Here is a 26,846-nt window from a genome sequence, read left to right on the forward strand (position 1 = left end):
TAAAAAGAGTTTGCATATGCCTGAATTACCAGAAGTTGAAACAAGCCGCCGTGGAATCGAGCCGCATTTAGTCGGTAATACAATTTGTTATGCAATTGTTCGTAACAGTCGCTTACGTTGGCCTGTATCAGAGCAAATTAAAAGTTTATCTGATGAAATGATTTTAAGTGTACAAAGGCGCGCTAAGTATCTGTTAATCGAACTAAAAAATGGTTGGATTATTATCCACTTAGGCATGTCGGGTAGTCTGCGTATATTGTTGGAAGAATTGCCTGAAGAAAAACATGACCATGTTGATTTGGTATTAAAAGATGGCAAAGTACTACGGTACACGGATCCTCGGCGCTTTGGCGCGTGGTTATGGTGTGATGATCTTGAAACGAGTCGTGTTTTATCCCATCTAGGCCCAGAACCTCTTTCTGATGAATTTAATGCTCAATATTTATTTGAGCAGGCAGGAAAGCGAAAAATAGCCATTAAACCTTGGCTGATGGATAACAAGGTTGTTGTGGGTGTTGGTAATATTTATGCTAATGAAGCACTATTTGCGGCGGGCATTTCACCAGAAAAAATCACGCACACATTGACTCTTGAACAATCGATTGATTTGGTCCAGCAGATCAAAAAGGTACTACAGCGCTCTATTGAGCAGGGTGGAACCACGCTGAAAGATTTTCTACAATCCGATGGGAAACCAGGGTACTTCGCCCAAGAATTGTTTGTATATGGTAAAAAAGGTGAGCCTTGTTTGATATGTGGCACGCCAATTCTTAGTATCAAACAAGGCCAACGCAGTACCTTTTATTGTCCTCAATGTCAAAAATAAGCTTAAATTTTATTCAGCTTTTTTAGCATCGCTTCAGCGACAACGGGCGGAAGGAAAGAAGAAATATCGCCATCATGGAGTGCCACATCTTTTATCAGTGACGATGAAACAAAAGATAAGCTTTGTGAAGGGAGTAAGAATACCGTTTCCAATTCAGGAACAAAATGGCGGTTCATGTTTGCGAGCTGCCATTCATATTCAAAATCTGCAACAGAACGAACGCCACGGATAAGTATATTTGCGCCATGTTTTTGTGCGAAATTAGCCATTAGTTCAGAAAAGCCAACCACCTCAACATTGTTTAAGTGCGAGGTGACTTTTTGGGCAAGTTCAACACGCTCTTCAAGGGTAAACATGGGACTTTTGCGTTGGCTATTAGCGATAGCGAGTAATACGTGGTCAAACATTGCCGCCGCACGAGAAACAATATCAATATGGCCTGAAGTAATAGGGTCAAATGTACCAGGGTAAATCGCTTTATGTTTCATAATATTGATATCTCGTTGTTTGTTAACGCTAATTTAAAAAATTTAAATTAAGTAATATGTGCATATTATCAACATTATCGACTATTAAGTGCTGTTGCAACCGACTAATGATGCCCTAAGCGAATTTTAAAGCTATTTTTAGGTGCATATTCTGCACACTTTAATAAAAGGTTTATGTTAAGATAGCGCCAATTTTGGTAAGTGAATCAGATCGAATGTTATTGCGTTTATATCAGGTACTTCTTTATCTTATCCAGCCACTCATTTGGGTACGCCTATTAGTGCGGGGTCGCAAAGCTCCCGCGTATCGTAAGCGTTGGGGTGAACGTTATGGTTTTTGTGCTGGTAAAGTTGCGCCGGGCGGTATTCTGCTGCATTCAGTATCTGTTGGTGAAACCCTTGCCGCTGTGCCTTTGGTAAGGGCATTACGGCATCACTATCCGTCATTGCCGATTACGGTAACCACGATGACACCAACAGGCTCCGAACGAGTCGTTTCGGCATTCGGTGATGATGTCTACCATGTCTACCTTCCTTATGATCTCCCGTGCTCTATGCGCCGTTTTCTTAATCAAGTTGATCCTAAATTAGTAATTATTATGGAAACGGAATTATGGCCGAATATGATTAATCAACTTAATCGTCGCCAAATACCCTTAGTGATTGCGAATGCGCGTTTGTCTGAGCGCTCTGCGGCAGGCTACCAAAAGTTAGGTAGTTTTGTGAAACGTATGTTGCGCAATGTCACGATGGTTGCTGCACAGCACCAAGAAGATGGTGAGCGTTTCATCAAGCTAGGGTTAAGACGTGTGCAATTAAATGTCACGGGGAGCCTTAAGTTTGATATTTCCGTTACCCCAGAGCTTGCGGTTAGAGCCGTCACATTACGCCGGCAGTGGGCGGCACATCGACCCGTTTGGATTGCCACTAGCACCCATGAAGGTGAAGAGGCTATCGTGTTAGCGGCACACCAGCAATTATTAAAACAATTTCCTGATTTATTACTGATTTTAGTTCCTCGTCATCCTGAACGTTTTGCCAAAGCAGAAGAACTCACCCAAAAAGCAGGCCTTAAGTTTATTCGTCGTAGTGAAGGTATTGTGCCTACTCCTGATATACAAGTGGTTGTCGGGGATACGATGGGGGAGCTGATGTTGTTATATGGAATTGCGGATTTAGCATTTGTTGGTGGCAGCCTTGTGGAAACAGGGGGACATAACCCGTTGGAAGCGGCAGCACATGCGTTACCTGTTTTAATGGGACCACATACGTTTAATTTTAAGGATATTTGTGGGAAGCTGAAGCAGGCGGATGGCTTAATTACGGTGACTGATAGCGATTCAATGGTTCAAGCCGTCACTAGCCTCCTGTCGGACGAAGATTACCGTTTATACTATGGTCGTCATGCTGCGGAAGTTTTGCATGAAAATCAGGGGGCGTTACAACGTTTATTAAAGCTTTTACAACCTTACTTGCCTCCGAGAGAGCAATAATTTTAACGATTATTTCTAATTCAGAATATTGAACTTGAATAAAACGACAATAGATGATGACTATTTGTCTTCCTTTCTTATTATTCGCTATAAACTATAGTAGAATCTGCCGTTTAATTTCCATTGGTGCTATTAGGTTTGTATTTTTATGCATGATGAGTCTGCCTAATAGATAGTGGGTACTTTTACTCAATTATTTAAGACAGTATGCCAGCAATCAATCAATCAACATCAAACAAATATGTTTATTTATGGGTCATTGGCTATGCGGTTGCATGGATTCTAGCCAGCTTTCACTTAGATCCTACAGTGCCTTATGATACGGTGGAAGCCGTTAACTGGGGGATGAATGGGGAGTGGGGGTCACCAAAAAACCCTTGGTTTGTTGGTGTTCTTATGTGGCCTGCTATTTATTTGGGTATTTCCTACAGTTTTTACTGGTACTTTATTCATTTTGTCGGGGTTGCCTTTGGTTTATTGGGGGTCTGGAAATTAGCATACCGTTTAACAGCACGTCGTGACCTAGCTTGGTTTGCGATGTTGATGTTGAATTTATCGGGTGTGATTAATTTTGATATCATTCCTTACAATGATAACTATATTTTAGTGACCTTTTGGGCTTGGATAATCTACTTTTTCTTACGAGCCGTTTATGAAAATCCGGCTTGGTGGCTGCTTTTTGCTTTATTTGCAGGTTTGGCGACAATGGGGAAATATTCAACATTATCGCTGGTAGGATCGGTATTTTTATTAACGTTATTTGTTAAACAAGTTCGCCAAAGTTATCGTTATCCTGTTTTTTATTTAGCGATTGCACTTTGGTTTGCGATTGTATTACCTAATTTCTTTTGGTTAATGGCGAGTGATTTTTCTGCCTTTAAATGGGTGGATTCACAGATTGACCCAGGCTTTAATTTGCATACGACTAAGGCGGCGCTCAGCGTATTTTATCCTTTAATTATTGCCGCCATTATTTTATATAGCTGTGGTGGGAAATTAGGTTGGCCGAAATCGCTAGCAAATCGTATGGCGAATTTCTTGGTTCTTTTCCCATTAGCGGTGATCTATGGTTGGTTCTCTTTCCATGACGGTGGGCGTATTACCGAATGGTTGCAACCCTTTATGGCAGCTTGTGCCCCGCTATTTATTGGCTCTATAACAGTCATGCCGACTAAATCACTCAGAAAACCACTGATTGGTTTAGCCCTTTTCGGTGTCGTGGTTCTGTTAGGTTATTGTGTTGTGCAAGCGGCTAATATTAAGGGCGCAGGGCAAAAATTTATTGGCGTGAAAACGTTGATCGCGGAGGGTGAAGATCGCTGGCATGAACGTTATGGCGTTCCACTAAAATATGTTGGTGGTGAAGATAATTTACATCAATGGTTTATTATCTACGCAAAAGATAGGCCACATGTGATCCAGCCTTGGACTCTTGAACATCATATGCCGCCGAATGTGTATAACCGCAAGATTACAGAAGCGGAGATCCGTCAGCATGGTGCATTGCTGTTAGGTCGTAAGTATGATGATTGCACTCATGAGAACTTTGATAAGGTTCGTCAGTACTGGCCACAATTTACGATTGAGAAAGAAGAGGTTATCTATCGTTCAGAGCCGGATGCTGAGCCAGAAACTATGTGTTTTGGGTTTATTGCGCCAGAGAAATAATGATAAGGATAATGCCTTAAATAAGGCATTATCCTTGCGTAATAACTTGTTTATTTAATTAGTTTTAGGTAAATACCTAAACGGAGTAGCTTGTTATATTTTGAATTTTTATTAAATAACTTTAAAGCACTACGCCACTGCATATGTCCCAAATAATTTAATTTAAAAATATCAGGATGTTGGCTTGCACAGGTCAAAAAAATACCTTGGTCATCATCAATTATTCCTGAAGATAAAAATTTTTTTTGGGTTTCAAATACCATTTGATAGAATTCAGACCACTTTTCTTTACTAGCAACCAATACTCCACCAATAATATGAGGGTCATTACTTAAAACTTTTTCTAATACTGCTTTTTCATCAGTGAGGTCTAAATTATCTTTAATAGAAAAGAGGTGGATCTTATTTTTGTCGAAAGGGTGATACCATTCTGTTATTCCATAACGGGCTTTATTATTTCGAATATAACCAAAATCAACCCAAGCGGCAGTCTCACTATTAACAAGTTTTAGGTCAATGGCTTTTTTAACAAAAAAAGGTTTTAAGTTATTGATCAAAACATATTCAGGTGACCAGTATTCAGGGCAATGTAATAGGCTGGGATCAATCAGCTTTTTGAAATCATCGCTATTTTGAATATACGCTATTTTTTTGAGAATAAAGTTAAATTTCTTGTGGAGGTTGATTGTAATTATATGGGTTGGCTTGCCTTTTCTAATAGAAAGGATTTTTTCTTTGAAATCTGCTGATGTAAAAACAACCATATTATTTTCAAGTTTTGCCAGCCTGCTAAAATACTCGAAATAAGTATCGTTGGTGCATTCAAAAGATTTTGAATGGCCATTTTGGCTATTCCAGTTTCCTCTACCAATATCAAAAAAAGCAGTTACTATTGTTATTGATTCTTTCATAAAATGTGGCTAGCCCGTCGTAGTATAAAATTTAGTTATAATCAATCAGTGATATATAAATCATGAGACTCTAGATTTCAATTTTTCAAATACTTCATTAGGTTTTATTGAACTCATAGTACCATCCACGGATTTAATTTCATGTTGCTCTGAACCATAGCCGCCAATCAGCCCGGGATCTGTTGGGCCAAACAGGGTGAAATTCGGTTTATCTAATGCGGCGGTTAAATGGCTAAGGCCTGTATCAACAGAAACCACCGCCTTAGCATTAGCAATTTGTAGAGCAACTTCGGCTAAGGTTAATTTAGGCAAAACTTCGACAAAATCAAACCCATCTGCAAGGCGTAATGCCCTTTGGTGTTCATGCTCTGCGCCCCATGGCAGTTTTATTTTTAAACCACTGTCGGCCATTAACCCAATCAGTTCTCGCCAGTGCTCTTCAGGCCAGTGTTTATCATCACGAGTGGTTGAATGCAAGAACACCACATAGTCATCCTGTGTGACTGTGGGGACATGTAAAAAACGTTGAGCGATGGCATAGTCACCTTGCGCTTTAGGACTATCGTAGCCAAGACTCGCGGCAAACAGTTGGCGAATACGTTCTACGGCATGCTGTTGCTTACTAATTTGGTATTTATAGTCGTAAAAAAAACTGGCAATAGGCTCTCGAATACTGTGGCGATCATAGCCATGTTTAGGGCCATCTGCGAGACGCGTGACCAGAAAGGCACTTTTCAATAGGCCTTGAGCATCAATAATCGCATCATAGCGGGTTGCAGTCAGTTGCTGGCGAAATGCAGCACGTTCGGCGCGAATGGGGGCAGAAAACCAGTTTTTACGCCAACGGCGGATAGCAACAGGGATCACTTGATTGACTGCGCTGTGCCATGTGGGGATCTGCGCAAAACCCTCTTCTACAACCCAATCGAATTGGATATGAGGAAAGGCTTGCTGTGCATCCGTTAGTGCGGGTAGGGAGTGTAACACATCCCCCATCGATGAAGTCTTTACTAGCAGTACGCGCATCAAGCAACACCTATTTGTAATCGCGCCAGCGCATCAACCACTAATTGAGGCTGAATATCGATGAGACTTTGATGATAACCGCTTGCCCCATCACCTTTACGAACTTTATGGTAGCCACTAATTAAGCGGATAACTTCTGCTTTATTCGATAGTGGAGGCGTAAAATCAGGGCTACTTGGGCCATATAGGGCAACAAGCGGTTTATCCAATGCAGCAGCAACATGCATCAGTCCTGAATCATTGCTGACAACGGCCTGACAGCTAGCAATTAAATTCACGGCTTGTTCTAAAGACGTTTTACCCGCAAGGTTGCTACAATGCTCATGCGCACTGTCCGTTAGGCTTTGGCGAATTTCCTCACCTGCATCATGATCTTTTTGTGAGCCAAATAAGAGAACTTGATAACCTTTTTCGCTGATCAACTGCTCCGCTAGCGCGGCGTAGTGATAGTGCGGCCAACGTTTAGCCGGACCAAATTCTGCACCAGGGCAGAAGCCAATAATTGGGCGTGTGGTATTGATATTAAACGCTTTAATAGCCTCAGTGACTTCTTGTTCATTAACAGCCAGTTTAGGCCATAAGATAGGCTCTGGAATATCTGCTGCGCTGTGAATGTTTTGCTTATCATAAGCTAATGCAACATAGCGCTGCACCATCAACGGAAAAGCGGCTTTATCTAATGTACGGAGGTCATTAAGTAGTCCATAACGCATCTCACCGCGCCAACCCGTTCGTTTGGCAATTTTGGCAAAGAAGGGCACTAAAGCAGATTTAAATGAGTTCGGAAGAACAATGGCTTGGTCATAACCATTTTGGCGTAAGCTAAGGCCAAGTTTACGGCGCTCACCAATCGCGAGCGCACCATGGCCTAATGGCATTGGGATGGCGGCATTGACTTCGGGCATTTTCGCCAATAGAGGGCGGCACCATTGAGGTGCCATCACATCAATTTGTGCTTGAGGATATTGAGCCTTTAGCGTGCGATATAGGCTCTGTGACATCATCATATCCCCTACCCATGAGGGGCCGATCACCAATATTTTCATAAAGTTGTATTAATCTTCTTTATTCAGCCATTGCATATATTCAGCTACGCCTTCGGCAACTGTTTTAAAAGGTGCCTTATAGCCAGCCGTACGTAATTTTGTCATGTCTGCTTGTGTGAAGCTTTGATAGCGCCCTTTTAGTTTCTCAGGGAATTCAATGTATTCAACAGAAACATTTTTATCACTGTGGAATTGTGTCACTGCATCGGCGACGGCTTGGAATGACTCGGCACGGCCTGTACCACAGTTAAAGATCCCTGAAATATTGTTCTGCCAGAACCATAAATTGACTGCGGCAACATCGCCGACATAAATAAAGTCACGGCGGAAGTTTTCACTACCTTCAAATAGCTTGGGTTGTTGGCCTTCATTAATTTGCTTATTCAGATGGTAAGCGACACTTGCCATGCTGCCTTTATGACCCTCACGAGGACCATATACGTTGAAGTAACGGAAACCACAAATTTGCGACTGTGCTTCTGGCAAAATTTCGCGAACGTACTGGTCAAAGAGGAATTTCGAATAGCCATACACGTTGAGTGGCTTTTCGAACTGGCGATCTTCAATAAAATTATCACTACGACCACCGTATGTTGCCGCTGAAGAGGCATAGAGGAATGGGATTTCGCGCTCTAAGCAAAAATGCAGTAACTCTTTCGAATACTGATAGTTATTATCCATCATGTACTTGCCATCCCATTCAGTTGTGGATGAGCAAGCACCTTCATGGAATACCGCATCGACATCACCAAAATCATCACCGGCGATAATACTCGCAATAAAATCTTCTTTATCAATGTAATCAGCAATATCGAGGTCAACAAGGTTGGCAAACTTAGTACCGTCTTTCAGATTATCGACAACGAGAATATCTGTACGACCAGCATCATTTAATGCTTTGACAATGTTGCTACCAATAAAACCAGCTCCGCCAGTGACAATGATCATCGGGCATACCTCAAATGGGTTAAGAACAAAAAGGATACGAATTGTTTTTCATAATAGCATTTCTGCGCGCTGACGACACCATAACTGGCAGACAAACATTCTAGAGGCTACATTTTTATAGGGGAATGATCGTGATCTTGGCTGCAAACTTAATTTATTTATGCTGCATCAGTCGATAGTTTTAGTATCTATTATTAAACTCTAAAAATCGTCACATAACAGGAATAAATCATGTCAGAACTATTTTATCAGCAGATTAAAGAGCAGTTAGCCCAAACAGAGGCTGCTGGTTTGTTTAAGCATGAGCGGATAATCACTTCCTCGCAAGATGCAGATATTGAAATTGTTGGTAATAAGCGAGTTGTTAATTTTTGTGCCAACAATTACTTGGGATTAGCAAATCACCCAGATTTGATTGAAGCCGCGAAGCAGGGTATGGATAGTCACGGTTTTGGTATGGCTTCTGTCCGTTTTATTTGTGGAACACAAGATAGCCATAAACAACTCGAAAAGAAATTGGCTGATTTTTTAGGTATGGAGGACGCCATACTCTATTCCTCTTGTTTTGATGCGAATGGGGGATTATTTGAAACCTTGCTAGGCCCCGAAGACGCGGTCATTTCAGATGCGTTAAACCATGCTTCCATTATCGATGGAATACGCCTTTGTAAAGCTAAACGGTATCGTTATGCAAATAATGATATGGCAGAGCTTAGGGTTTGTCTCGAAGAGGCTAAAGCCGCAGGTGCACGCCACATTTTGATTGCGACGGATGGTGTCTTCTCAATGGATGGTGTTATTGCCAATTTGAAAGCGGTTTGTGACCTAGCAGATGAATTCCAAGCATTAGTGATGGTTGATGATTCTCATGCGGTTGGTTTTGTTGGTAAAAATGGCCGCGGCACCCATGAATATTGTGATGTGATGGGGCGAGTAGACATTATTACAGGGACACTGGGTAAAGCGCTTGGTGGGGCTTCAGGCGGTTATACGGCGGCAAAAAAAGAAGTCGTCGAGTGGTTACGTCAACGCTCTCGTCCTTACTTATTTTCCAACTCATTAGCCCCCGCTATCGTTGCGGCCTCGATTAAAGTCATCGATATGATGAGTGAGGGGGATGCGCTACGTGAGCGGTTATGGCGTAATGCCGCGCTATTTCGTGAAAAGATGTCTGCGGCAGGCTTTACTCTCGCTGGCGCCGATCATGCCATTATTCCTGTTATGTTAGGGGATGCGGCGCTTGCTCAAGTTTTTGCAAATGAATTACTAGAAGAAGGTATTTATGTAACTGGTTTCTTCTACCCTGTTGTTCCTCAAGGACAAGCGCGTATTCGTACACAAATGTCGGCGGCACATACGGAAGAAGATATTTTACGCGTTGTAGACGCATTCACCCGCATAGGCAAAAAACTGAAAGTCATTTCCTAATGATAATAATATAAGGCCGTTCTATGAAAGCACTGTCTAAATTAAAAGCAGAACCAGGTATATGGATGACAGAAGTTCCAAAACCGGAACTAGGGCACAATGATGTGATGATAAAAATCCGTAAAACCGCCATTTGTGGTACGGATGTTCATATCTATAACTGGGATGAATGGTCACAAAAAACCATTCCTGTTCCAATGGTTGTGGGCCATGAATATATTGGGGAAATTGTTGAGATAGGACAGGAAGTCAAAGGCTTTAAAATCGGTGATCGTGTTTCCGGTGAGGGGCATATTACATGCGGTCACTGTCGCAACTGTCGTGGGGGGCGCACGCATTTATGCCGTAACACGATTGGCGTGGGGGTAAATCGCCCCGGCTGTTTTGCACAATACCTTGTGTTGCCTGCATTTAATGCGTTTAAAATCCCCGATAATATTCCAGATGAAATTGCTGCTATCTTTGACCCATTTGGTAACGCGGTTCATACTGCGCTCTCTTTTGATCTTGTTGGTGAAGATGTTTTAGTTTCAGGAGCAGGGCCTATCGGTATTATGGCTGCCGCGGTGTGCCGACATGTGGGGGCTCGTCACGTTGTTATCACTGACATCAATGACTATCGATTAGAGCTAGCTAAAAAAATGGGTGTCACTCGCGCGGTGAATGTGGGGCGTGAAAATCTAAAAGATGTGATGAAAGAGCTTGGCATGCAAGAAGGCTTTGATGTGGCTTTAGAGGTATCTGGCTCTCCCGCGGCCTTTCACTCTATGCTAGACACGATGAACCACGGCGGTCGCATTGCTTTATTGGGGATCCCATCTTCAGAAATGGCGATTGATTGGAGTAAAGTGATTTTTAAAGGCCTATTTATCAAAGGTATTTATGGCCGAGAGATGTTTGAAACTTGGTATAAAATGGCGACTTTGATCCAATCTGGGTTAGATCTTTCACCAATAATCACCCATCAATTTTCTATCGATGATTTCCAAAAGGGCTTTGACGTGATGCGTTCAGGGCAGTCAGGAAAAGTGATATTAAATTGGGATTAGTCGGTGGTATTCCAGTTGCCGAATTTGTGCGGCAACTGGAAAACAGTGTTAGGGTTTTTGTTGTGTAAAGAACGGCTATTTTGGGGCAGATAATAGCGGCTGTAGCGTCTTATCTTGATAAATTGATTCAACCACAAACATCAGAAAATCAATCCCTTCTAGCGACGTATTTTCTGGTACTGTAAACTCACATACCCCGAGCCTAACTGGCTCCAGCGCCGTATCTTTAGGGGTGACTGTAGAAGGCGTGGGCTGTTTATTCGGCGTTTCAGGCTGCATTTTTAACGGTTTTTGGTCTGAGGGTTGCGAACTTCCTTGTAATAAGGCGCTTACCGAGACAAGTTCTATATCTGCAGGGAGTTGCGGCAAGTATTTCTGCAAAGCACGAACGGTTGAAGGGTGTGGATGACCTATCGCAATCGCATTGCCATGTTTACGTGCATAGGCGACCGCTTTATTAAGTTGAACGCGAGTTTCTTCCTCTGATTGATGGTTATCAAGGAAGATATGGCGGCGTACAACGGGAACACCAAATTCATTTGCGGCTTTTACGGCCTGCGTATTTCCGATGGTCACGCTATCTAAAAAGAAAAAGTTCGCCTTAGACAGTGAGTTCATGACATGGCGCATACCTGAAAGACTAGAGGTCATTTCACTGCCCATATGATTATTCATGCCCTTGGCATAAGGTACTTGGCTAATGGCTCGTTTGATAATACGGTCAATTTCTTCGGCGCTCATGGTTGGTGAAAGGGTGTTTTTTTCGAGTGGTTGCTTGCTAAGGGGTTTCATCGGCATGTGAATGATAACCTCTCGCCCTTGCTGATGGGCTTTATTGGCAACAAGCTGACCATGAGGTGAATCAGGCAAGATAGCAATCGTGATTGGCGTCGGCAGCGCCAATATTTGGTTATCTTCTTTTGTGCGATAGCCAAAGTCATCAATGACTATCGCTAATTTTGCTGCACTAGCCTGAAGGCTCATCATCAAAAGAGATAAACCGATGAGTCGCATAAAAGGCCGGCGTTTTGACATAATTATATTCCTAACTATTTATTTGGCTATCTACCTAGCCAAGGGCGAGGGTTGACCGTTTTACCCTGCCGACGAATTTCGAAGTACAGTGCTGGTCGCTCTTGCCCACCACTACTTCCCACAAGGGCGATAGGTTGCCCAGCGCGAACTTCTTGCCCAACATTGACGAGAGCACTTTGGTTATAGCCATATAAGCTCATATCGCCTTTACCATGTTCAACCACGACGACGAGGCCATAACCTTGTAGCCAGTCAGCAAGTAGTACACGGCCATCGGCAATGGCTTTGACTTGTGTGCCTTCGTTAGCACCGATAACCATACCTTTCCAGCGTAGCTCACCTGAAATTGCCTCGCCATAGTTGTGCAGGGTCTGTCCGCGAACTGGCCATAGTGCTTGCCCCGCAGGGCGGCCTAAGCCACCAGTACGAGACATGAGTGAACGCTCACTCTCTGAAGGTTTATAAGTCGAGCCTTTTTGTTTGGCTTTACGCTCTTTTTCGGCCACCTCAGCACGAATACGTGCGGCTTCACGTGCTTCACGCTCCGCTCTGGCTTTCGCCTCACGTTCAGCACGCGCGATCTTATCTCGCAACCTAGATTCATTTTGTTTCATGATGGCAAGATTTTTTTGATCTTCTTTAAGCGTACTTTCAAGGGCCGCAAGAGTTTGCTTACGTGCTGCCTGAGCCTTATCGAGTTTACGTTTTTCTTGCTGTTGGCGAGCTAAAGCTGTTTTTTGTTCCGCTTGTTTTTGCTGCTCAAGCTGTTTTTGCTGATTTAGCTCAAGGGTGGTGGCCTCAAGCTGTTTAATATTTTTTTCGCGCGCTTGATTGAGGTAGCTGTAATAGGCGAGGATACGCTCTTCCCGTTGGCCTTCTTCACCTTTTAAAAACAGTGATAGGCCTTGGTGCTTACCTAATCGGAAGGCTGCGTCAAGTTGCTCGGCAAGTAACTTTTCGTGCTCGGCTTTTTGCTTTTGCAATCGGTTAATATTGCTGTTTAATGAGGAAATCTCTTTATCTAATTGCTTAAGTTGAGATTGTGTCTCATGTAGCTCACGCCCTGCCGCAGAAATGTTTTTCTCTTGCTGTTGGAGTTGATTCAGCAATGATGCCCGTTTGGCTTGCTGGTTTTTGACGCTTTTTTCTTTTTCAGCGATATTTTGCAGCAAATTTTGGAGCTGATCTTTATTTTCGGTGATCTGATTGGCCGCCAATACCTGATTAGGCACCAGAGAGATTAATCCACAAACGAACAGGGTTGAAGCAATAGCCTGACGAATAGCTGCTTTTTTCATCCGGTTATGTGTATTGGCCATTCTGATAGAAAACCTCGAATAAATGCGATAGCTGATTATTTCATCTGATAGCGTGAGTTACCAGCACCCTATTCTGAATATTGCAACAAATCGCGCCGAACCAAACGCGTTTTATGACCTGATGAAAACTAAATTATCTTGTAATAATTAGCATATCATCATTTGTCATCCTATTGATTGTATAGTGTATCGCGCCATTTTGTAGCATTAAATCAAATATTTTCAGTGCTCGTTAGTGCCTCTGTGTCTTTTTCCACCACACAGAATGCTTGATTTTAACAGTGTAATTTTTTGTCACGCTTTGTGCTTATGGTAAAATGGTTCGTCTATATTGATAAATAAACGCTATTTTGTTGGGATTAGAGACCATTTCTGCGGAGTGTTTCGCAAAAAAAACAATGTAGTTTGCGCTAACTGGCTGTAATTAGCTCAACACAAAGGTATACTCTGAACCCTTTGGTATTCGTTTTTAACTAACGGGAGTGATTGCCCCCCATGATGCAAGAAATCATGCAATTCGTCAGCCGGAACATGTTATTGAGTCTGGTTTGGATCGCACTATTTGTCGCGGTGGTCGTAATGACCTTTAAAGGTTTGTTCTCTAAATCAAAAGTGATCACTCGCGCGCAGGCGATTGCTCTGATTAATAAAGAAGAGGCAGTCGTTGTGGATTTACGTACTCGTGACGATTTCCGCAAAGGGCACATTATTGATTCTATCAACTTAACGCCATCTGAAATTAAAGACAATAATTTAGGTGAGCTAGATAAACACAAACAGAAACCCGTTATTGTGGTCTCTGCAAGTGGTATGGAATCAGGTAAACCGGCTGAGCACCTTGTCCAGCACGGTTTTGAAAAAGTCTTTATCTTAAAAGAAGGGATTGCTGGCTGGTCAGGTGAAAACCTGCCGTTGGCTCGTGGTAAGAAATAATTTATCCGGCGTGTAAATTGTCATATATCCAATGATGCTCATTTGAGACAGGTTAGTTTGAACATCGGCGGGTCTATACAGTCAAATTCATATGGAAGTTAAAAGGTATTAAAACTATGTCAGAACAAAACAACTCAGAAATGGTATTCCAGATCCAACGTATCTATACAAAAGATGTTTCATTTGAAGCACCGAATGCACCACATATTTTCCAGCATGAGTGGCAGCCAGAAATCAAACTGGATTTGGATACTTCTTCTACTCAATTGACTGAAGGTGTTTATGAAGTTGTTTTGCGTGTTACCACAACAGCAAAACTGGGTGAAGAAACTGCATTCCTGTGTGAAGTTCAACAAGCCGGTGTATTCTCAATCGAAGGTATTGAAGGCACGCAAATGGCACATTGCTTAGGTGCATACTGCCCTAACATTCTGTTCCCATATGCACGTGAAGCAATCACTAGCATGGTGAGCCGTGGTACATTCCCTCAACTGAACCTTGCGCCAGTTAACTTTGATGCACTGTTTATGAATTATTTGCAACAGCAGCAAGGTGAATCAGCGCCAGATACAGAAGCTCAACAGGACGCTTAATGAAAACTGCTTCAATGACAGTCATCGGTGCCGGATCTTACGGCACCGCTTTAGCCATTACGTTAGCTCGTAATGGTCATCAGGTTGTGCTGTGGGGGCATGATCCTCAGCATATCCATACATTACAACAAGAACGTAGCAATCAGGCATTTTTGCCTGGCGTTTCTTTCCCTGATAGTTTATCTCTCGAAGCGGACCTCAAACGTGCCGTGGAAGCGAGTCCGAATATCTTGATCGTAGTACCAAGCCACGTTTTTGGTGATGTACTCAAGCAAATTCAACCTCATCTCCAAGCCAATTCTCGTGTTATTTGGGCGACTAAAGGCTTAGAAAGAGATACAGGACGCTTATTACAAGATGTGGCACGTGAAGTATTAGGCAATGAAATTCCACTCGCGGTGCTATCTGGCCCTACGTTTGCCAAAGAGCTGGCGGCGGGGATGCCGACGGCAATTTCGGTTGCGGCAACCGACAGCCAATTTGGCGATGAACTGCAACAACTTTTCCATTGCGGTAAGAGTTTTCGTGTGTACAAAAACCCTGATATGGTCGGCGTACAGCTTGGCGGAGCCGTGAAGAACGTCATTGCGATTGGCGCGGGTATTTCTGATGGTATGGGGTTTGGCGCGAATGCGCGTACCGCATTAATTACCCGTGGCCTTGCCGAAATGAGCCGGTTAGGTGCGGCATTAGGTGCTGATCCTGCCACCTTTATGGGTATGGCGGGGTTAGGTGACTTAGTGTTAACCTGTACTGATAACCAATCACGTAACCGCCGTTTTGGTATGATGCTCGGCGATGGGGGGAGTGTCAGTGAAGCCGAAAAAGAGATTGGCCAAGTGGTGGAAGGCTATCGCAATACTAAAGAAGTGAAAGCGCTTGCTGAGCGTACTGGTGTTGAGATGCCTATCACGGAGCAAATTTATCAAATCCTCTATTGCCATAAAAATGTGTTAGAGGCTGCACAGGCTCTATTAGGGCGTGCAACAAAAGATGAAATTGCTTATACGCCGACGTCGAAAGATTAAAGTTAAAAGATAAGTGAGTCATTATGTCGCGAGAAGAATTGGATAGGATCTGGGGGTTTATTAAAGAGGAAGCAAAATCGCTTGCTGATTGTGAACCGCTACTAGCCAGTTTTTTTAATGCAACACTGCTAAAGCATGACAACTTAGGCAGTGCGCTCAGCTATATGTTAGCAAACAAGCTAAGCTCTCCCATTATGCCTGCGATGGAAGTGAGGGAGATTGTTGAAGAAGCGTATCGTAATGATGAGCAGATGATCTTTTCAGCCGCAATGGATTTATCCGCCGTGCGTCTACGTGACCCCGCGGTGGATAAATACTCTACGCCACTCCTCTACCTTAAAGGGTTCCATGCATTGCAAGGTTACCGTATTGGGCATTGGCTATGGAAAGAGGGGCGCCAAGCGCTTGCGGTTTACCTGCAAAATCAAATATCAGTCACTTTTGCAGTGGATATTCACCCTGCTGCTCGTATTGGTTGTGGCATTATGCTGGACCATGCCACGGGTATTGTGATTGGTGAAACTGCCGTTGTTGAGAACGATGTTTCTATTCTTCAATCTGTGACTTTAGGCGGTACAGGCAAAACCTGTGGTGACCGTCACCCTAAAGTACGAGAAGGCGTGATGATCGGCGCTGGCGCGAAGATTCTTGGTAATATTGAGATAGGCCGTGGCGCAAAAATTGGTGCTGGCTCGGTTGTTCTTCACCCTGTTCCCCCTCATACAACCGTCGCGGGTGTACCTGCTCGGGTGGTTGGCAAGCCAAATAGTGATAAACCATCATTTGAGATGGATCAGAACTTTAATGGTTCGATTTATGGTTTTGAAGATGGCGATGGGATTTGAGAAGAGTCATTATTTTATCTGAGCTGAAACTGCTAAAAGATATGGATGAATATACTAGCCATACAGATGAGTTATTTCATGTTACTGTATCACAATTTATTGAACCTTTTAATAATAACGACAAGCAATAATAGTTAAACCCTCATCGTCTATTGAATAAATGAGCCTATTTGTTTCATCTATTCGTCTAGACCAGAAGCCAGCTAAGTTTTCTTTTAGTGGTTCTGGTTTTCCTATCCCATAAAAGGGGGTTCTTTTAGTATCGTCAATGAGCTTATTAATGCGTTTGAGCGTTTGTAAGCGCTTAATGAACCAGTAAAGCTTTACTCAACCTCACTGATTTCTACGTTCCATGGCATGAGATCCGACACATCATCTTTCGGACTTCGTTTTGGTAACTCGGTAAACAGGTGTTGGAAGTAATAATAAGGGTTCATGTCATTAGCGCGGCAAGTCATCACGAGGCTATACAAGTTTGCACTCGCCTTTGCTCCGCCTACCGAAGTTGAGAACATCCAATTTTTGCGACCTGTCGTGAACGGCCTTATATCTCGTTCGGTCACATTGTTGTCGATACTTATATCGCCGTCTTCAAGGTAAGTAAGCAGCTTAGGCCACTGGTTTTGCGTATAAGTGATGGCTTTGCCAAGTAATCCTTTAGGGAGAACGTTTTGACTGTCAAGCCATTGCTTGAACTCATCTAAAATAGGTTTGGCTTCTTCTTGTCGTAGTTGGTGTCGAGATTTTGCGTCAAGCCCTTTGGCTTTCTTTTCAAGACCGTATAGTTTGCTAATAAAGTTCAGTGCTTTTTCTGGCTTGCCCGCTTTTTTTGATGGTGAAGCTTTTTGAGCATCAGTGAACTTTCTGCGTACATGCGCCATGCAAGCAGCTTGAGTCACGTCCTCAAGTTTGTCGTATGCACTGTAGCCATCCGATAGCAAGTAACCAGAGTAACCACCTAAAAAGTCTTGTACGCACTCTGTTCTGCGGCTGGCTTGATAGTCGTAGATAACCACTGGGTTATTGACGAACTCACCGCTACGATAGACCCACATATATGACTTAGATTGTGCTTTCTTATCTTCTTCACGTAATACTTGAACAGTGGTTTCGTCCACGCAGATGAGCTTTTCTTTCAATAACTCACTTTTCATTGCATCAATAATGACTTGCACTTTGCTTCCTAACTGAACGCACCAGTTGGCCAGTGTAGCGCGGCTAATATCTATACCAGAGCGATTGAGAATATCCACTTGGCGATAGAGTGGCAGAGCATCAACGTATTTTGCTGTGACTACAGCGGCGAATGCATCTGCACTCCCTAGGCTTTTAGGGATCATACTTGCGGGTTTTGGGGCTGTGATAATCTTTGTTTCAGTCTGTGTTTTTTCACACTGCCGGCAAGCGTACTTGGTTCGCTCGTGACGTATAACACTAACCTTCTGTGGGATGATTTTCAGCTCTTCAGACGTTTCAACACCACATTGATGTAAAGGCTCGTCGCAGCAGTCGCAATAAGGGGCATTGAGTTCATGTTTATGAACTTCACGCTCGAGCTCTTTTGGAAAAGGCTTACGGCCTGTTTTTTTCTTGTCGTCGTCGGATTTAGCCGTACTCTTTTGTTGCTCCGCTTCGTTAAAGGTACCTTTGGGTATTTTTTCACTTTGTGATGAGAAGCGCTTTGACTTACTTAAATTGAGCTGTTCAATCAACAACTCAATTTTGGTTTTGAGCTCGGCAACCTCCTCTTGCTTTGCCGCAAGGAGTTTATCTTTTGCTTCGTTCTGTTGGTGAAGCTCAAGCAGCATAGCTTTTAGCTGGTCGATATCATCAGGGAGGTCGGTCATGTCTGGGCTCTGGTCATCTCAATGACTTAAGTATGACAGCAAAAAAGGATCGTTCAAGCCCAACGTGACGATCAGTATCAGCGGTCACACTTCTAGATTATGAAGTGGACGATGAGCTTTGGCATGTTCGAGCGTTAACCCCGAAAGAAGCCAACCCAGTTGTTGCTTAGTAATATGAATGGCTCCGTCCTCACTGGGTCTTGGCCACTTGAAGGTCCCTTTTTCTAAGCGACGATAGTACAGCCAGAAGCCATTAGTATCCCAAAACAAGATTTTCAATTTATCTCGGGTACGATTGCAGAAAATGAACCAAGACTCACTAAACGGATCCATCTCAAGAGTCTCCGCGACAATCAACGATAGTCCATCAATGGACTTACGCATGTCCGTGACTCCAGAGATGAGGAAAACCTTACCTGTTGGTATCATTGTAGCGCTTCAAACCAAGTCTTAATTTGTTGCGAGCTAAGCGTTGCCGGCAGTTCTGCTCGAATGCCATTATTGAGAATTAACACAACACAACTTGTGCTCACGGTAGGCTCTGTCACCACGATAGGTTGAACCCTGGTTTCAGGCTCGGATTGCGTGAGCTTTTTCGACCAATAGTGAAAAGTCTGATAGCTTATGTTTTGCTCCGAGCAAAACTGCTTAATGCCTAAATTACTTTGTCGTTGCTGCTCTAGAATTGCAGCCCAGTATTCTCGTTTACTTTGTTGTTCCATAGTCCCTCCAATGAAAAAGCTACTATGGCAAATGACGAGTTTGTTTAGTATGTGTGGTTCATTAACCGCTTACCTCATTTATAAGCTCTCTTTTCTTTACTTTTCCGGCTTTAAATTGATCGATTGATTTATTTAAATGTTCGGCATTTGCTGGTGAGCGTAATAAATCGTTTCCATTAGGCTATTGTAATACTCTAAAGACATAACTACAGCATCCTCTGAGTCACGACGAGTGATGATAGTTGTATCTGCATCATCAACAACGCTATCTAATATCGATTTTAGATTATTTCTAGCATCACTAAATGAAATTGTTTTCATTTTCCCTCCTATACTTGTACTTTATTCTGTACAGGTATAATGGCGTTATAAGGACAGTTCAAGCATGCATGGCTGCTAAATCAGTCGCGTAATAATGCTCCTGCGTAACCCAACTGCCTCCATGCCTCGAACACCACCACTGCAACAGAGTTGGATAGGTTCATACTGCGACTATCTGCCAACATAGGGATACGAATTTTTTGCTCAATTGGCATATTGTCGAGTACGTAAGGGGGTAATCCCCGCGTTTCTGGACCAAACATTAAATAATCATCTTGCCGATAGCTTACATTACTGTGGCTTGGCTTACCTTTGGTGGTTAAAGCAAAAACGCGAGCACCGCTAGCAGATTGGTTATTATCAGGACTTAAGCCTTCGCTATCTAAAAAAGCATAATAGTCATGATGGTGTTTGATATCGGCGAATTCACTGTAATCTAAGCCTGCACGGCGTAGTCGCTTATCATCCCAAGTAAAGCCTAGCGGATGGATAAGGTGCAAGCTAAATCCGGTATTGGCACAAAGGCGAATAATATTGCCTGTATTTGGCGGGATCTCTGGTTCGAATAAAACAATATGTGGCATAACGAATGGTTGTATTAAACAGTCAAGTTAGATGGAACAATGAGGAAGGATTTTACGCGCAAATGGTACAAGTTGCATGTAGTTGTTGAAGCTAAATAAAAAAGCGGGTTCGATAAGGAACCCGCTGTTAAGTGAAGGATCTCAAATTAAAGGCTATTGCTGCTTATAGCCGTTAGGGTTTTGAGATTGCCAACGCCAGCTGTCATTAACCATATCTTGTACTGAATATTGTGCTTTCCATCCTAAATCATTAAAGGCCTTTTTAGGGCTAGACCAACATTCAGCGATATCGCCAGGGCGGCGCTCAACAATTTTATACGGGATAGGTTTACCTGATGCTTTTTCAAAAGCAGCAATCATCTCTAATACACTCGTTCCTTTACCCGTACCTAGGTTATAGATATGTAGGCCTGCTTGATGGCTGACATTGTTTAATGCTGCAATATGACCGCTAGCTAAATCCATAACATGGATATAATCACGTACGCCAGTACCATCTGGAGTTGGGTAATCAGAGCCAAATACCATGACTTCTTTATGACGACCAACTGCTACTTGAGCGATATAAGGTGTTAGGTTATTTGGAATACCCTGTGGGTCTTCACCAATTAAGCCTGATTGGTGTGCGCCAACGGGATTAAAGTAGCGTAGTAAAGTAACCGACCAATCGTTATGTGCAATATATAGATCAGCAAGAATACGCTCAACCATATATTTACTGGTGCCATATGGGTTGGTAGTACCACCGACTTTAGAGTCTTCGGTTAATGGTACTTCTTCTGGATCACCATACACAGTAGCCGATGAGCTAAAAATTAAGCTTTTGACGCCCGCTTTTTGCATACTGGCAAGTAATACTAATGTGCCATTGACGTTATTATCATAATACTCAATCGGTTTTTGAACGGATTCACCAACCGCTTTTAACCCAGCAAAGTGGATCACCGATGTGATTTGGTGCTCAGCAAAAATCGTATCCAGAATAGCGTTATCACGTACATCACCGGCATAGAAGACAGGTTTTGTACCTGTGATGGTTTCAATGCGGTTGAGTACTTCTGGGTTGGCATTACATAAATTATCTAAAATAATTGGCTGCATGCCTTGTTCAATCATCTGCACACAGGTATGGCTACCAATGTAGCCAAGACCGCCTGTGACTAAGACCTTTGTATGATTCATTTTAAATTCCTGTACGACTAGTACTCATAGACATAGTTATAGTCGTCTGATTTCGCATCGATACCATTGAGGATCACGCCTGTGATTTCGATATCGTTTTGTTTAAAGCGTTTTAGCGATAGCTCAACGTCTTTCACCGTATTGACACCATAGTAGGCAATAAGCAGTGAGGTGCCGACGTACTTACCGATAATCGCAGAGTCAGTGATTGCTAAGATTGGGGCGGTATCGATAACCACGATATCATATTGCCCTTTCACCGTGTCGAGTAGGTGCTTAAAACGTTCTCCCATCAGTAACTCAGAAGAGTGAGTGACATTTTTACCACGGCAGATCACATCTAGGTTTTCAATCACACCACGGTGGATGACCGGTTGCGTAATGTCCTGCTGAGCCAAATATTCGGATAACCCCGTTTTATTGCTTAAACCAAAGGCTTTATGAATACGACCTTTACGTAAGTCGGTATCAATTAAGAGGACTTTTTTACCCGCATTAGCTAATACAACCGCCATATTAGAGGTAACAAAGCTTTTACCTACGCCCGGTGACGCACTACTGATCATCACCAAGTTATTCCCTTGGTTCATCACCGAGAAGTAAACGCTGGTGCGTAGGGAACGGATGGCTTCTACTGCCGTATCGGCCGGGTTTTCCAATGCAAGTGGGCGCTGATTCCCCGCTGCGATTAATTTTTTCTCATGAGTAGAGAATGGGATAGTGGCATAGACGTTAACACCCAATGCATCGATATCTTCAGTACCTTTAATCTTATTATTAAATAACTCACGGGCAATTACATAAGCGCAACCCACAATAAAACCGAGGATAGCCGCCAGAACCATTATGAGTGCTTTTTTCGGTGCCACGGCATTGGGTTGGGATTCTGCCGAGTCAATAATACGTACATCGGCGGTGATCCCGGAGTTTAATACGCTCAGCTCTTGCTGTTTGGCCACTAGCTGATTATAGATAGCTTGTTCGGACTCCACATCACGGGTTAAACGCACAATCTGTTGCTGGGTATTAGGAAGTTTTTGGATATTTTTACTGATTTTCTCTTTTTCACGTAACAGTTGCTGACGCTTATCCAGTAATGATTGGTAAGCAGGGTGGTTACGGGTATAGAGCTGCTGGATCTCTACCTCTTTAAAGGTTAACTCATTGAGTTTCTCTTCGACTTGTAAGGCGCTATCAAGAGCTGATTTAGCCTCTAAGGACAGGTCGATAGATTCATTCTTTTTACGGAAAGCATTTAATTGGTTTTCATAGTTGTCCAATTTAGTTTTTACTTTCGGTAAATATTCATCTAAGAATAATAAGGTGTTGTTGGTAACCTCTTTTTTACGCTCAGTATTCTGGTCCACATAGTTTTGGATAATACTATTTAAAATCTGCACATTTTCCGCTTTGTCAGCACCTTTAATTTCCATACTGATAATGCCAGTCCCTATACCGACTTCAGCGATAGATAAGGTTTTGCGTAAATCTTCGATTGTAGAATAGCGTGCGTTTTTGACAATAGTAAACTCTTGACCAACTTCGGCATTGAGTGAGGTTATTAATAGGCTGATGTCATCTTGTTTTAGGAGTTCACCCACCTTACCTTCAAGGGTCTGCTCAGCAATATTAACAGCATATTTATTTGCGCCTAAATAAGTGAGAGTAGCAGGTTCTCCAATAAGATGTTCAGGTAAAGAATAGAGGGAAATGGTGACAGAGGCCTTGTCTCCCCAAAGCCTATCAAAAAAACCAGCCGGGGCAATTTTGGTATCTAAATTAAGAGCGGTGACAGCTTTACCGAGCACCATCCGAGACTTAATTACTTCAATTTCGGAGTCCACTTGGCTATTACTATTAGCAAATGGCATTACATCACTCATTTGATCTAATAATGAGACTTGGCTCATTTTATCGTATTGCAGTGTAGCATTGGCTTGATAGATCGGGGTTGCTAGAAAGCTATAAGCGGCACCAATAACAATAAAAAAGAGGGTAGAAAAGCCGATTTTAAGGTAGCTGGATTTGAGTACCTTAAAGAGCGCCAGCAGATCGATTTCGTCAGAGGCAGCGGAGCTGGTTTTTGTCGTGTTCATAATCAATTAACGTTAAGCCTTCAAATAGTAAAATTAAATTTTCCCTTGCCACTGTATAACGGCTTTTTCCATCAGTTGATAAACATGCTCGAACATTTCATCACTGCGTTTATGTGGATCTGGGATCTCGGTTTTATTTAGCCACTGGCCGAACAGCATGACTTTGCCACGCGTCTCGGGGAATTGTTGATGGATTCTATCAATATGGTCGTTTTCCATCACTAGGATTAAGTCTGCTTCTTTACATAATTCACTGGTTAAACGACGTGATTGATGGCCATCTAAAGAGAGATTGTGGTTTTGTGCAATACGGATGGCGCTATCATAAGCGGGGCGATCCTCTTTGGCGATAATGCCTGCGGAGTGCACTTTTTTATCGGGGAAATGGGTTTGTAATAGGCGCTCCCCCGTAGGGGAGCGGCAAATATTCCCCATACAGACAACGAGAATATTATTAAACATATGGATTACCAGTCATGAATACGTTTAGTACCTTCGGTTAACTGATTATATGACGCGATGGTTGGTAGCAATTGGGTGATTAGGCGGTTCCAACGTACAACTGGAGCGGCAGTGACATAAACTAAGTCATAAGGTTGCAGTTTAAATTCCGTTCCCATCACCATGGCAGTGGCATCGGATAAATCTAACTGATAGACCGCCGCCATTTTTTTCGGCAGTAGGGCATCCAGCTCTTTATCACCTGAGGTTTGGTTTTTAATTGGACGGATGACAAATACGCCAGTTGCATTAGCAGTATTTTGATCTGTACCGCCTGCTTTACTCAGTGCCTCAGTAATACTCATGCCAGCACGGTCAATGGTTAGGGTGTTTGGCTGACCCACTTCGCCCATCACAAACACTTTCTGCCCATCATTACGTGGTACATATAGTACATCACCCGGTAGCATCAGATGGTTTTGGGTTAGGTCGCCATACTGAACTAATGCTTGCAGTGAGATTTTTATCTCTTTGCCATTTCGGGTGAGTACGACATTGTCCCAATCGGCTTTTTCAGTCAGGCCGCCTGCATTATTAAAGGCCTCTAAAACCGTTAGCGGTACGTTAGTAATCGGTAATGTACCCGGTTTAGCCACTTCACCTGACACATACATTTTCTGTGAGCGGAAGGCGGCAATGCTGACATCCACTTGTGGTGATTCGATATAAGTCGATAGACGGTTACTCACTAGATTACGGATTTCAGTGACCGTTTTGCCTATGACTTTCACTTTACCGATATACGGATAGTAGATAGTGCCGTCTGAGTGTACCCAGTTGCCTGAATCCGCGGCGCTACGGTAAGAGCCGGCAGGAATGGTTAACTCAGGGTGATCCCATACCGTAATGGTTAATACATCACCCACACCAACACGGTACTCATAGGTTGCCAGTTGCTTCTCCAGGGTTGGGTTGGGTTTTGCGATAACCTGTGGGGTATACATCTCATCTAACAGTTTTGGTGAGATCGGGTAGATATCGACAAATTTAGAAATATCACGATCGCCAGTGTCGACGACATTTTTCCCCGAGGTAGACATATAGACACCAGGGGTAACAGTACAGCCAGTTAATGCAGTGAGCATGATTGCAATAACAGAAAGACGTTTCATAAATACTCGCGATCCCTTTGGCAAGATGATTAAAAATATTTTATTTATTTAAATTCATACTGAACAGTATTAGCAATCCCTTTCTCCAGTGTGACTGGCGGTGTGAAAGAGGTGTCAGCAATATAGTTTGACTTAAACTGTGTTCTAGCACAAAATTTTTTCACTCGAATACTGCTTACTGGAAATTCTTTACCTGTCAGTTTAGATAAGATATCGAAACAATACCCGCCCATAATACCGATAGAATAAGGAATACGAATATTAGATTTGGACTTACCTAAAGCATTACAAATGACGGTAGTTAGCTCATCCATCGTAAAATCTGGCTTATCAATATAGTTAAAAACGTGTTTACCTTCAGTGAAGGTAGTAGCGAAATGGATAAATGCTGCAACGTTTTCAACATATGCCATCGATTTTTGGTTATTACCACCACCAATCATTAAAAAACGACCGGAAGCAATTTGACGGAATAGATTATAAACATTTCCACGATTATTCTCGCCAAATACCACCGTTGGACGAATAGTAACTAGTATATTGTCACTTGATTTAGCTTGCCAAGCATCATACACATGTTCGGCTTGTAATTTTGATTTTCCATAATCATTAAATGGATGATATTCACCATCTTCACCAGTCTCTTTTTCTACAAATCCATAAACAGCAACAGAGGAGGTAAATACGATATGTTTAATACCAAGTTGTTCAGCAACATCACAGACATTTTTCGCTCCATCCACGTTTACTTCGTAGTATAGGCTAATAGGATGAACGTTATCTTTATGTTGGGCGGAAAGGTTAATGATTACATCACTTCCTTTTAATGGCTCAACAAGTGTTTCAGGTTTAGTCACATCTCCAAACTCCCACTTTTCAGGATGAGCTTCACTTTTTTGAATGTCGACGATTTTAAAATCAATATTTTGGGATTTTAGTTGGTTAGATAGGCGAGTACCTATAAAACCAGAGCCACCGATGATTGTTAACATATTTTGTCCTAACGCTTATTTTCTGATAATGCCTTTAATGGCATAACCAATAAAGTATTTTGTTGATTTTATAAAATTAAAATTTAATTCTTGACGATAAAATTTCCACTGATACTTTGCTGCATCAAGTTTATTTTGCGTCATACCTGAATCGGTTCTATAGTCAGCAAGTACATGAGGACAACAGTAAGCGGTATGACCTTGTGATAATATTTTTAGCCATAGACCCATATCTTGCCTTTTTCGGATGAGGGGCATAAATTGTTTACCTAATATTTTAGTGTCATAAATGGCAGTGAGGCATCCGATCACATTACAGTAGAGCAATTCATTATATGTTACGGTATTTGGTGGAATGACAATTTTACCTTTCCCTTCTTGAGTAAATTTCTGATATTGCGTATAAGAAAGAGGATAACCACCTGAAACCATATGCTCTAATTGTACTTCTAGTTTATTTGGTCGCCATAAGTCATCACTATCTAAGAAAGCAATAAACCTGCCTTGTGCAGCCTCTATACCTGTATTTCTCGCTACACCAGCCCCACCATTTTGAGCTAATTGGATTAATTTTATTCGGTTATCATGAAATGAATTGATAATATTAATAGAGTTATCTGTAGATAAATCATCAACAATAATCAGTTCAAAATTTTTATAAGTTTGATTTATTACAGAATTAATAGATTCTTTAATATATTGCTCTGCATTATAGCAAGGCATAATAATAGAAACTAATTCTTGAGTAGAGGCTTCAGACATATATTTATTACCAAATTAGTCATTACCAAATAGGTCGCGGGTATACACTTTATCCGCCACATCTTCGATTTCAGGTACCATCCGGTTAGCT

At 42.4% G+C, this 26,846-nt stretch carries 28 protein-coding genes; 9 read left to right on the forward strand and 19 right to left on the reverse strand.

The window, feature by feature from the left end; all coding sequences use genetic code 11:
* The first annotated feature begins 16 nt into the window (after window positions 1-16).
* Window positions 17-826, forward strand: coding sequence for a bifunctional DNA-formamidopyrimidine glycosylase/DNA-(apurinic or apyrimidinic site) lyase (mutM, locus tag PR675_RS17105; RefSeq protein ID WP_004924264.1), 810 nt, complete (start codon window positions 17-19; stop codon window positions 824-826).
* Window positions 827-828: 2 nt separating this feature from the next.
* Here mutM and coaD read toward each other — a convergent pair whose 3' ends face one another.
* A complete protein-coding gene (coaD, locus tag PR675_RS17110) occupies window positions 829-1,314 on the reverse strand; it encodes a pantetheine-phosphate adenylyltransferase (RefSeq protein ID WP_004924268.1) in 486 nt (161 codons plus the stop codon).
* Between the two features lie 215 nt (window positions 1,315-1,529).
* On the opposite strand from coaD, the gene waaA reads away from it, so the two are divergent.
* Window positions 1,530-2,807, forward strand: coding sequence for a lipid IV(A) 3-deoxy-D-manno-octulosonic acid transferase (waaA, locus tag PR675_RS17115; protein WP_014657204.1), 1,278 nt, complete (start codon window positions 1,530-1,532; stop codon window positions 2,805-2,807).
* A gap of 207 nt (window positions 2,808-3,014) precedes the next feature.
* Window positions 3,015-4,475 carry an ArnT family glycosyltransferase gene (locus tag PR675_RS17120; RefSeq protein WP_072502666.1) on the forward strand — a complete coding sequence of 487 codons (1,461 nt, stop codon included), beginning with the start codon at window positions 3,015-3,017 and terminating at the stop codon, window positions 4,473-4,475.
* A gap of 50 nt (window positions 4,476-4,525) precedes the next feature.
* Here the strand turns inward: PR675_RS17120 and PR675_RS17125 are convergent, their stop codons facing one another.
* From PR675_RS17125 to rfaD, 4 genes are read right to left on the reverse strand one after another with little or no spacing between them, the layout of a single operon-like run.
* Window positions 4,526-5,386: a WlaTC/HtrL family glycosyltransferase gene (locus PR675_RS17125; protein ID WP_004924278.1), complete on the reverse strand. Its 861-nt coding sequence runs from the start codon at window positions 5,384-5,386 to the stop codon at window positions 4,526-4,528.
* Between the two features lie 60 nt (window positions 5,387-5,446).
* Window positions 5,447-6,412, reverse strand: coding sequence for a lipopolysaccharide heptosyltransferase RfaC (gene rfaC / locus PR675_RS17130; RefSeq protein ID WP_076914814.1), 966 nt, complete (start codon window positions 6,410-6,412; stop codon window positions 5,447-5,449).
* Window positions 6,412-7,458: an ADP-heptose--LPS heptosyltransferase RfaF gene (gene rfaF / locus PR675_RS17135; RefSeq protein ID WP_004924285.1), complete on the reverse strand. Its 1,047-nt coding sequence runs from the start codon at window positions 7,456-7,458 to the stop codon at window positions 6,412-6,414. Before rfaF ends, rfaC begins: the two co-directional genes overlap by 1 nt.
* A gap of 9 nt (window positions 7,459-7,467) precedes the next feature.
* Window positions 7,468-8,406: an ADP-glyceromanno-heptose 6-epimerase gene (rfaD, locus tag PR675_RS17140; RefSeq protein WP_004924289.1), complete on the reverse strand. Its 939-nt coding sequence runs from the start codon at window positions 8,404-8,406 to the stop codon at window positions 7,468-7,470.
* Between the two features lie 231 nt (window positions 8,407-8,637).
* Between rfaD and PR675_RS17145 the strand changes: the two genes are divergently transcribed.
* Both PR675_RS17145 and tdh read left to right on the forward strand, forming a co-directional pair.
* Window positions 8,638-9,834 (forward strand): glycine C-acetyltransferase, encoded by a 1,197-nt coding sequence (locus tag PR675_RS17145; RefSeq protein ID WP_036942512.1) that lies wholly within the window; start codon window positions 8,638-8,640, stop codon window positions 9,832-9,834.
* A gap of 23 nt (window positions 9,835-9,857) precedes the next feature.
* Complete coding sequence (gene tdh / locus PR675_RS17150; protein ID WP_036942514.1) at window positions 9,858-10,883, forward strand: L-threonine 3-dehydrogenase; 1,026 nt, start codon at window positions 9,858-9,860, stop codon at window positions 10,881-10,883.
* 75 nt (window positions 10,884-10,958) lie between these two features.
* Here tdh and PR675_RS17155 read toward each other — a convergent pair whose 3' ends face one another.
* Together PR675_RS17155 and envC are read right to left on the reverse strand one after the other, a co-directional pair.
* Window positions 10,959-11,918 (reverse strand): divergent polysaccharide deacetylase family protein, encoded by a 960-nt coding sequence (locus PR675_RS17155; RefSeq protein WP_272582818.1) that lies wholly within the window; start codon window positions 11,916-11,918, stop codon window positions 10,959-10,961.
* A gap of 26 nt (window positions 11,919-11,944) precedes the next feature.
* On the reverse strand, window positions 11,945-13,237 hold the full coding sequence (envC, locus tag PR675_RS17160) for a murein hydrolase activator EnvC (RefSeq protein WP_154625771.1): 1,293 nt from the start codon (window positions 13,235-13,237) through the stop codon (window positions 11,945-11,947).
* Window positions 13,238-13,732: 495 nt separating this feature from the next.
* Between envC and PR675_RS17165 the strand changes: the two genes are divergently transcribed.
* From PR675_RS17165 to cysE, 4 genes are all read left to right on the forward strand, one after another.
* Window positions 13,733-14,170 carry a rhodanese-like domain-containing protein gene (locus tag PR675_RS17165; RefSeq protein WP_004924305.1) on the forward strand — a complete coding sequence of 146 codons (438 nt, stop codon included), beginning with the start codon at window positions 13,733-13,735 and terminating at the stop codon, window positions 14,168-14,170.
* Window positions 14,171-14,286: 116 nt separating this feature from the next.
* Window positions 14,287-14,763 carry a protein-export chaperone SecB gene (gene secB / locus PR675_RS17170; protein WP_014657213.1) on the forward strand — a complete coding sequence of 159 codons (477 nt, stop codon included), beginning with the start codon at window positions 14,287-14,289 and terminating at the stop codon, window positions 14,761-14,763.
* A complete protein-coding gene (gpsA, locus tag PR675_RS17175) occupies window positions 14,763-15,791 on the forward strand; it encodes an NAD(P)H-dependent glycerol-3-phosphate dehydrogenase (protein ID WP_272582819.1) in 1,029 nt (342 codons plus the stop codon). Before secB ends, gpsA begins: the two co-directional genes overlap by 1 nt.
* A 23-nt stretch (window positions 15,792-15,814) precedes the next feature.
* Window positions 15,815-16,636 carry a serine O-acetyltransferase gene (cysE, locus tag PR675_RS17180; protein WP_004924317.1) on the forward strand — a complete coding sequence of 274 codons (822 nt, stop codon included), beginning with the start codon at window positions 15,815-15,817 and terminating at the stop codon, window positions 16,634-16,636.
* Between the two features lie 108 nt (window positions 16,637-16,744).
* On the opposite strand, the gene PR675_RS17185 is transcribed toward cysE, so the two are convergent.
* The 12 genes from PR675_RS17185 to PR675_RS17240 form a co-directional block, all read right to left on the reverse strand.
* Window positions 16,745-16,945 carry a Txe/YoeB family addiction module toxin gene (locus PR675_RS17185; RefSeq protein WP_272582823.1) on the reverse strand — a complete coding sequence of 67 codons (201 nt, stop codon included), beginning with the start codon at window positions 16,943-16,945 and terminating at the stop codon, window positions 16,745-16,747.
* A 14-nt stretch (window positions 16,946-16,959) separates the two neighbouring features.
* On the reverse strand, window positions 16,960-18,483 hold the full coding sequence (gene tnpC / locus PR675_RS17190) for an IS66 family transposase (RefSeq protein WP_272582820.1): 1,524 nt from the start codon (window positions 18,481-18,483) through the stop codon (window positions 16,960-16,962).
* Between the two features lie 84 nt (window positions 18,484-18,567).
* Window positions 18,568-18,912 (reverse strand): IS66 family insertion sequence element accessory protein TnpB, encoded by a 345-nt coding sequence (gene tnpB, locus PR675_RS17195; RefSeq protein WP_034167512.1) that lies wholly within the window; start codon window positions 18,910-18,912, stop codon window positions 18,568-18,570.
* Window positions 18,909-19,205 carry an IS66 family insertion sequence element accessory protein TnpA gene (tnpA, locus tag PR675_RS17200; protein ID WP_008914069.1) on the reverse strand — a complete coding sequence of 99 codons (297 nt, stop codon included), beginning with the start codon at window positions 19,203-19,205 and terminating at the stop codon, window positions 18,909-18,911. Before tnpA ends, tnpB begins: the two co-directional genes overlap by 4 nt.
* A gap of 132 nt (window positions 19,206-19,337) precedes the next feature.
* On the reverse strand, window positions 19,338-19,526 hold the full coding sequence (locus PR675_RS17205; protein ID WP_442959613.1) for a type II toxin-antitoxin system Phd/YefM family antitoxin: 189 nt from the start codon (window positions 19,524-19,526) through the stop codon (window positions 19,338-19,340).
* An 80-nt stretch (window positions 19,527-19,606) separates the two neighbouring features.
* Window positions 19,607-20,110, reverse strand: a complete 504-nt coding sequence (trmL, locus tag PR675_RS17210; RefSeq protein WP_014657216.1) for a tRNA (uridine(34)/cytosine(34)/5-carboxymethylaminomethyluridine(34)-2'-O)-methyltransferase TrmL — start codon at window positions 20,108-20,110, stop codon at window positions 19,607-19,609.
* A gap of 153 nt (window positions 20,111-20,263) precedes the next feature.
* Window positions 20,264-21,292: a UDP-glucose 4-epimerase GalE gene (galE, locus tag PR675_RS17215; protein WP_004924333.1), complete on the reverse strand. Its 1,029-nt coding sequence runs from the start codon at window positions 21,290-21,292 to the stop codon at window positions 20,264-20,266.
* A 17-nt stretch (window positions 21,293-21,309) separates the two neighbouring features.
* Entirely contained in the window at window positions 21,310-23,388 is a 2,079-nt protein-coding gene (locus PR675_RS17220) for a polysaccharide biosynthesis tyrosine autokinase (RefSeq protein ID WP_272582821.1), read from the reverse strand.
* A gap of 33 nt (window positions 23,389-23,421) precedes the next feature.
* The gene (locus PR675_RS17225) at window positions 23,422-23,850 is read right to left on the reverse strand and encodes an arsenate reductase/protein-tyrosine-phosphatase family protein (RefSeq protein WP_014657219.1); all 429 of its coding nucleotides are present in this window, start codon (window positions 23,848-23,850) and stop codon (window positions 23,422-23,424) included.
* Between the two features lie 5 nt (window positions 23,851-23,855).
* Window positions 23,856-25,001: a polysaccharide export protein gene (locus PR675_RS17230; protein WP_193450906.1), complete on the reverse strand. Its 1,146-nt coding sequence runs from the start codon at window positions 24,999-25,001 to the stop codon at window positions 23,856-23,858.
* Between the two features lie 44 nt (window positions 25,002-25,045).
* Window positions 25,046-25,993 (reverse strand): NAD-dependent epimerase/dehydratase family protein, encoded by a 948-nt coding sequence (locus PR675_RS17235; protein WP_272582822.1) that lies wholly within the window; start codon window positions 25,991-25,993, stop codon window positions 25,046-25,048.
* A 15-nt stretch (window positions 25,994-26,008) separates the two neighbouring features.
* Window positions 26,009-26,755 (reverse strand): glycosyltransferase family 2 protein, encoded by a 747-nt coding sequence (locus PR675_RS17240; RefSeq protein WP_032202912.1) that lies wholly within the window; start codon window positions 26,753-26,755, stop codon window positions 26,009-26,011.
* Between the last annotated feature and the right edge of the window lie 91 nt (window positions 26,756-26,846).

Origin of the sequence: Providencia sp. PROV261 (assembly GCF_028477945.1) — a bacterium.
Lineage (GTDB): Bacteria > Pseudomonadota > Gammaproteobacteria > Enterobacterales > Enterobacteriaceae > Providencia > Providencia stuartii.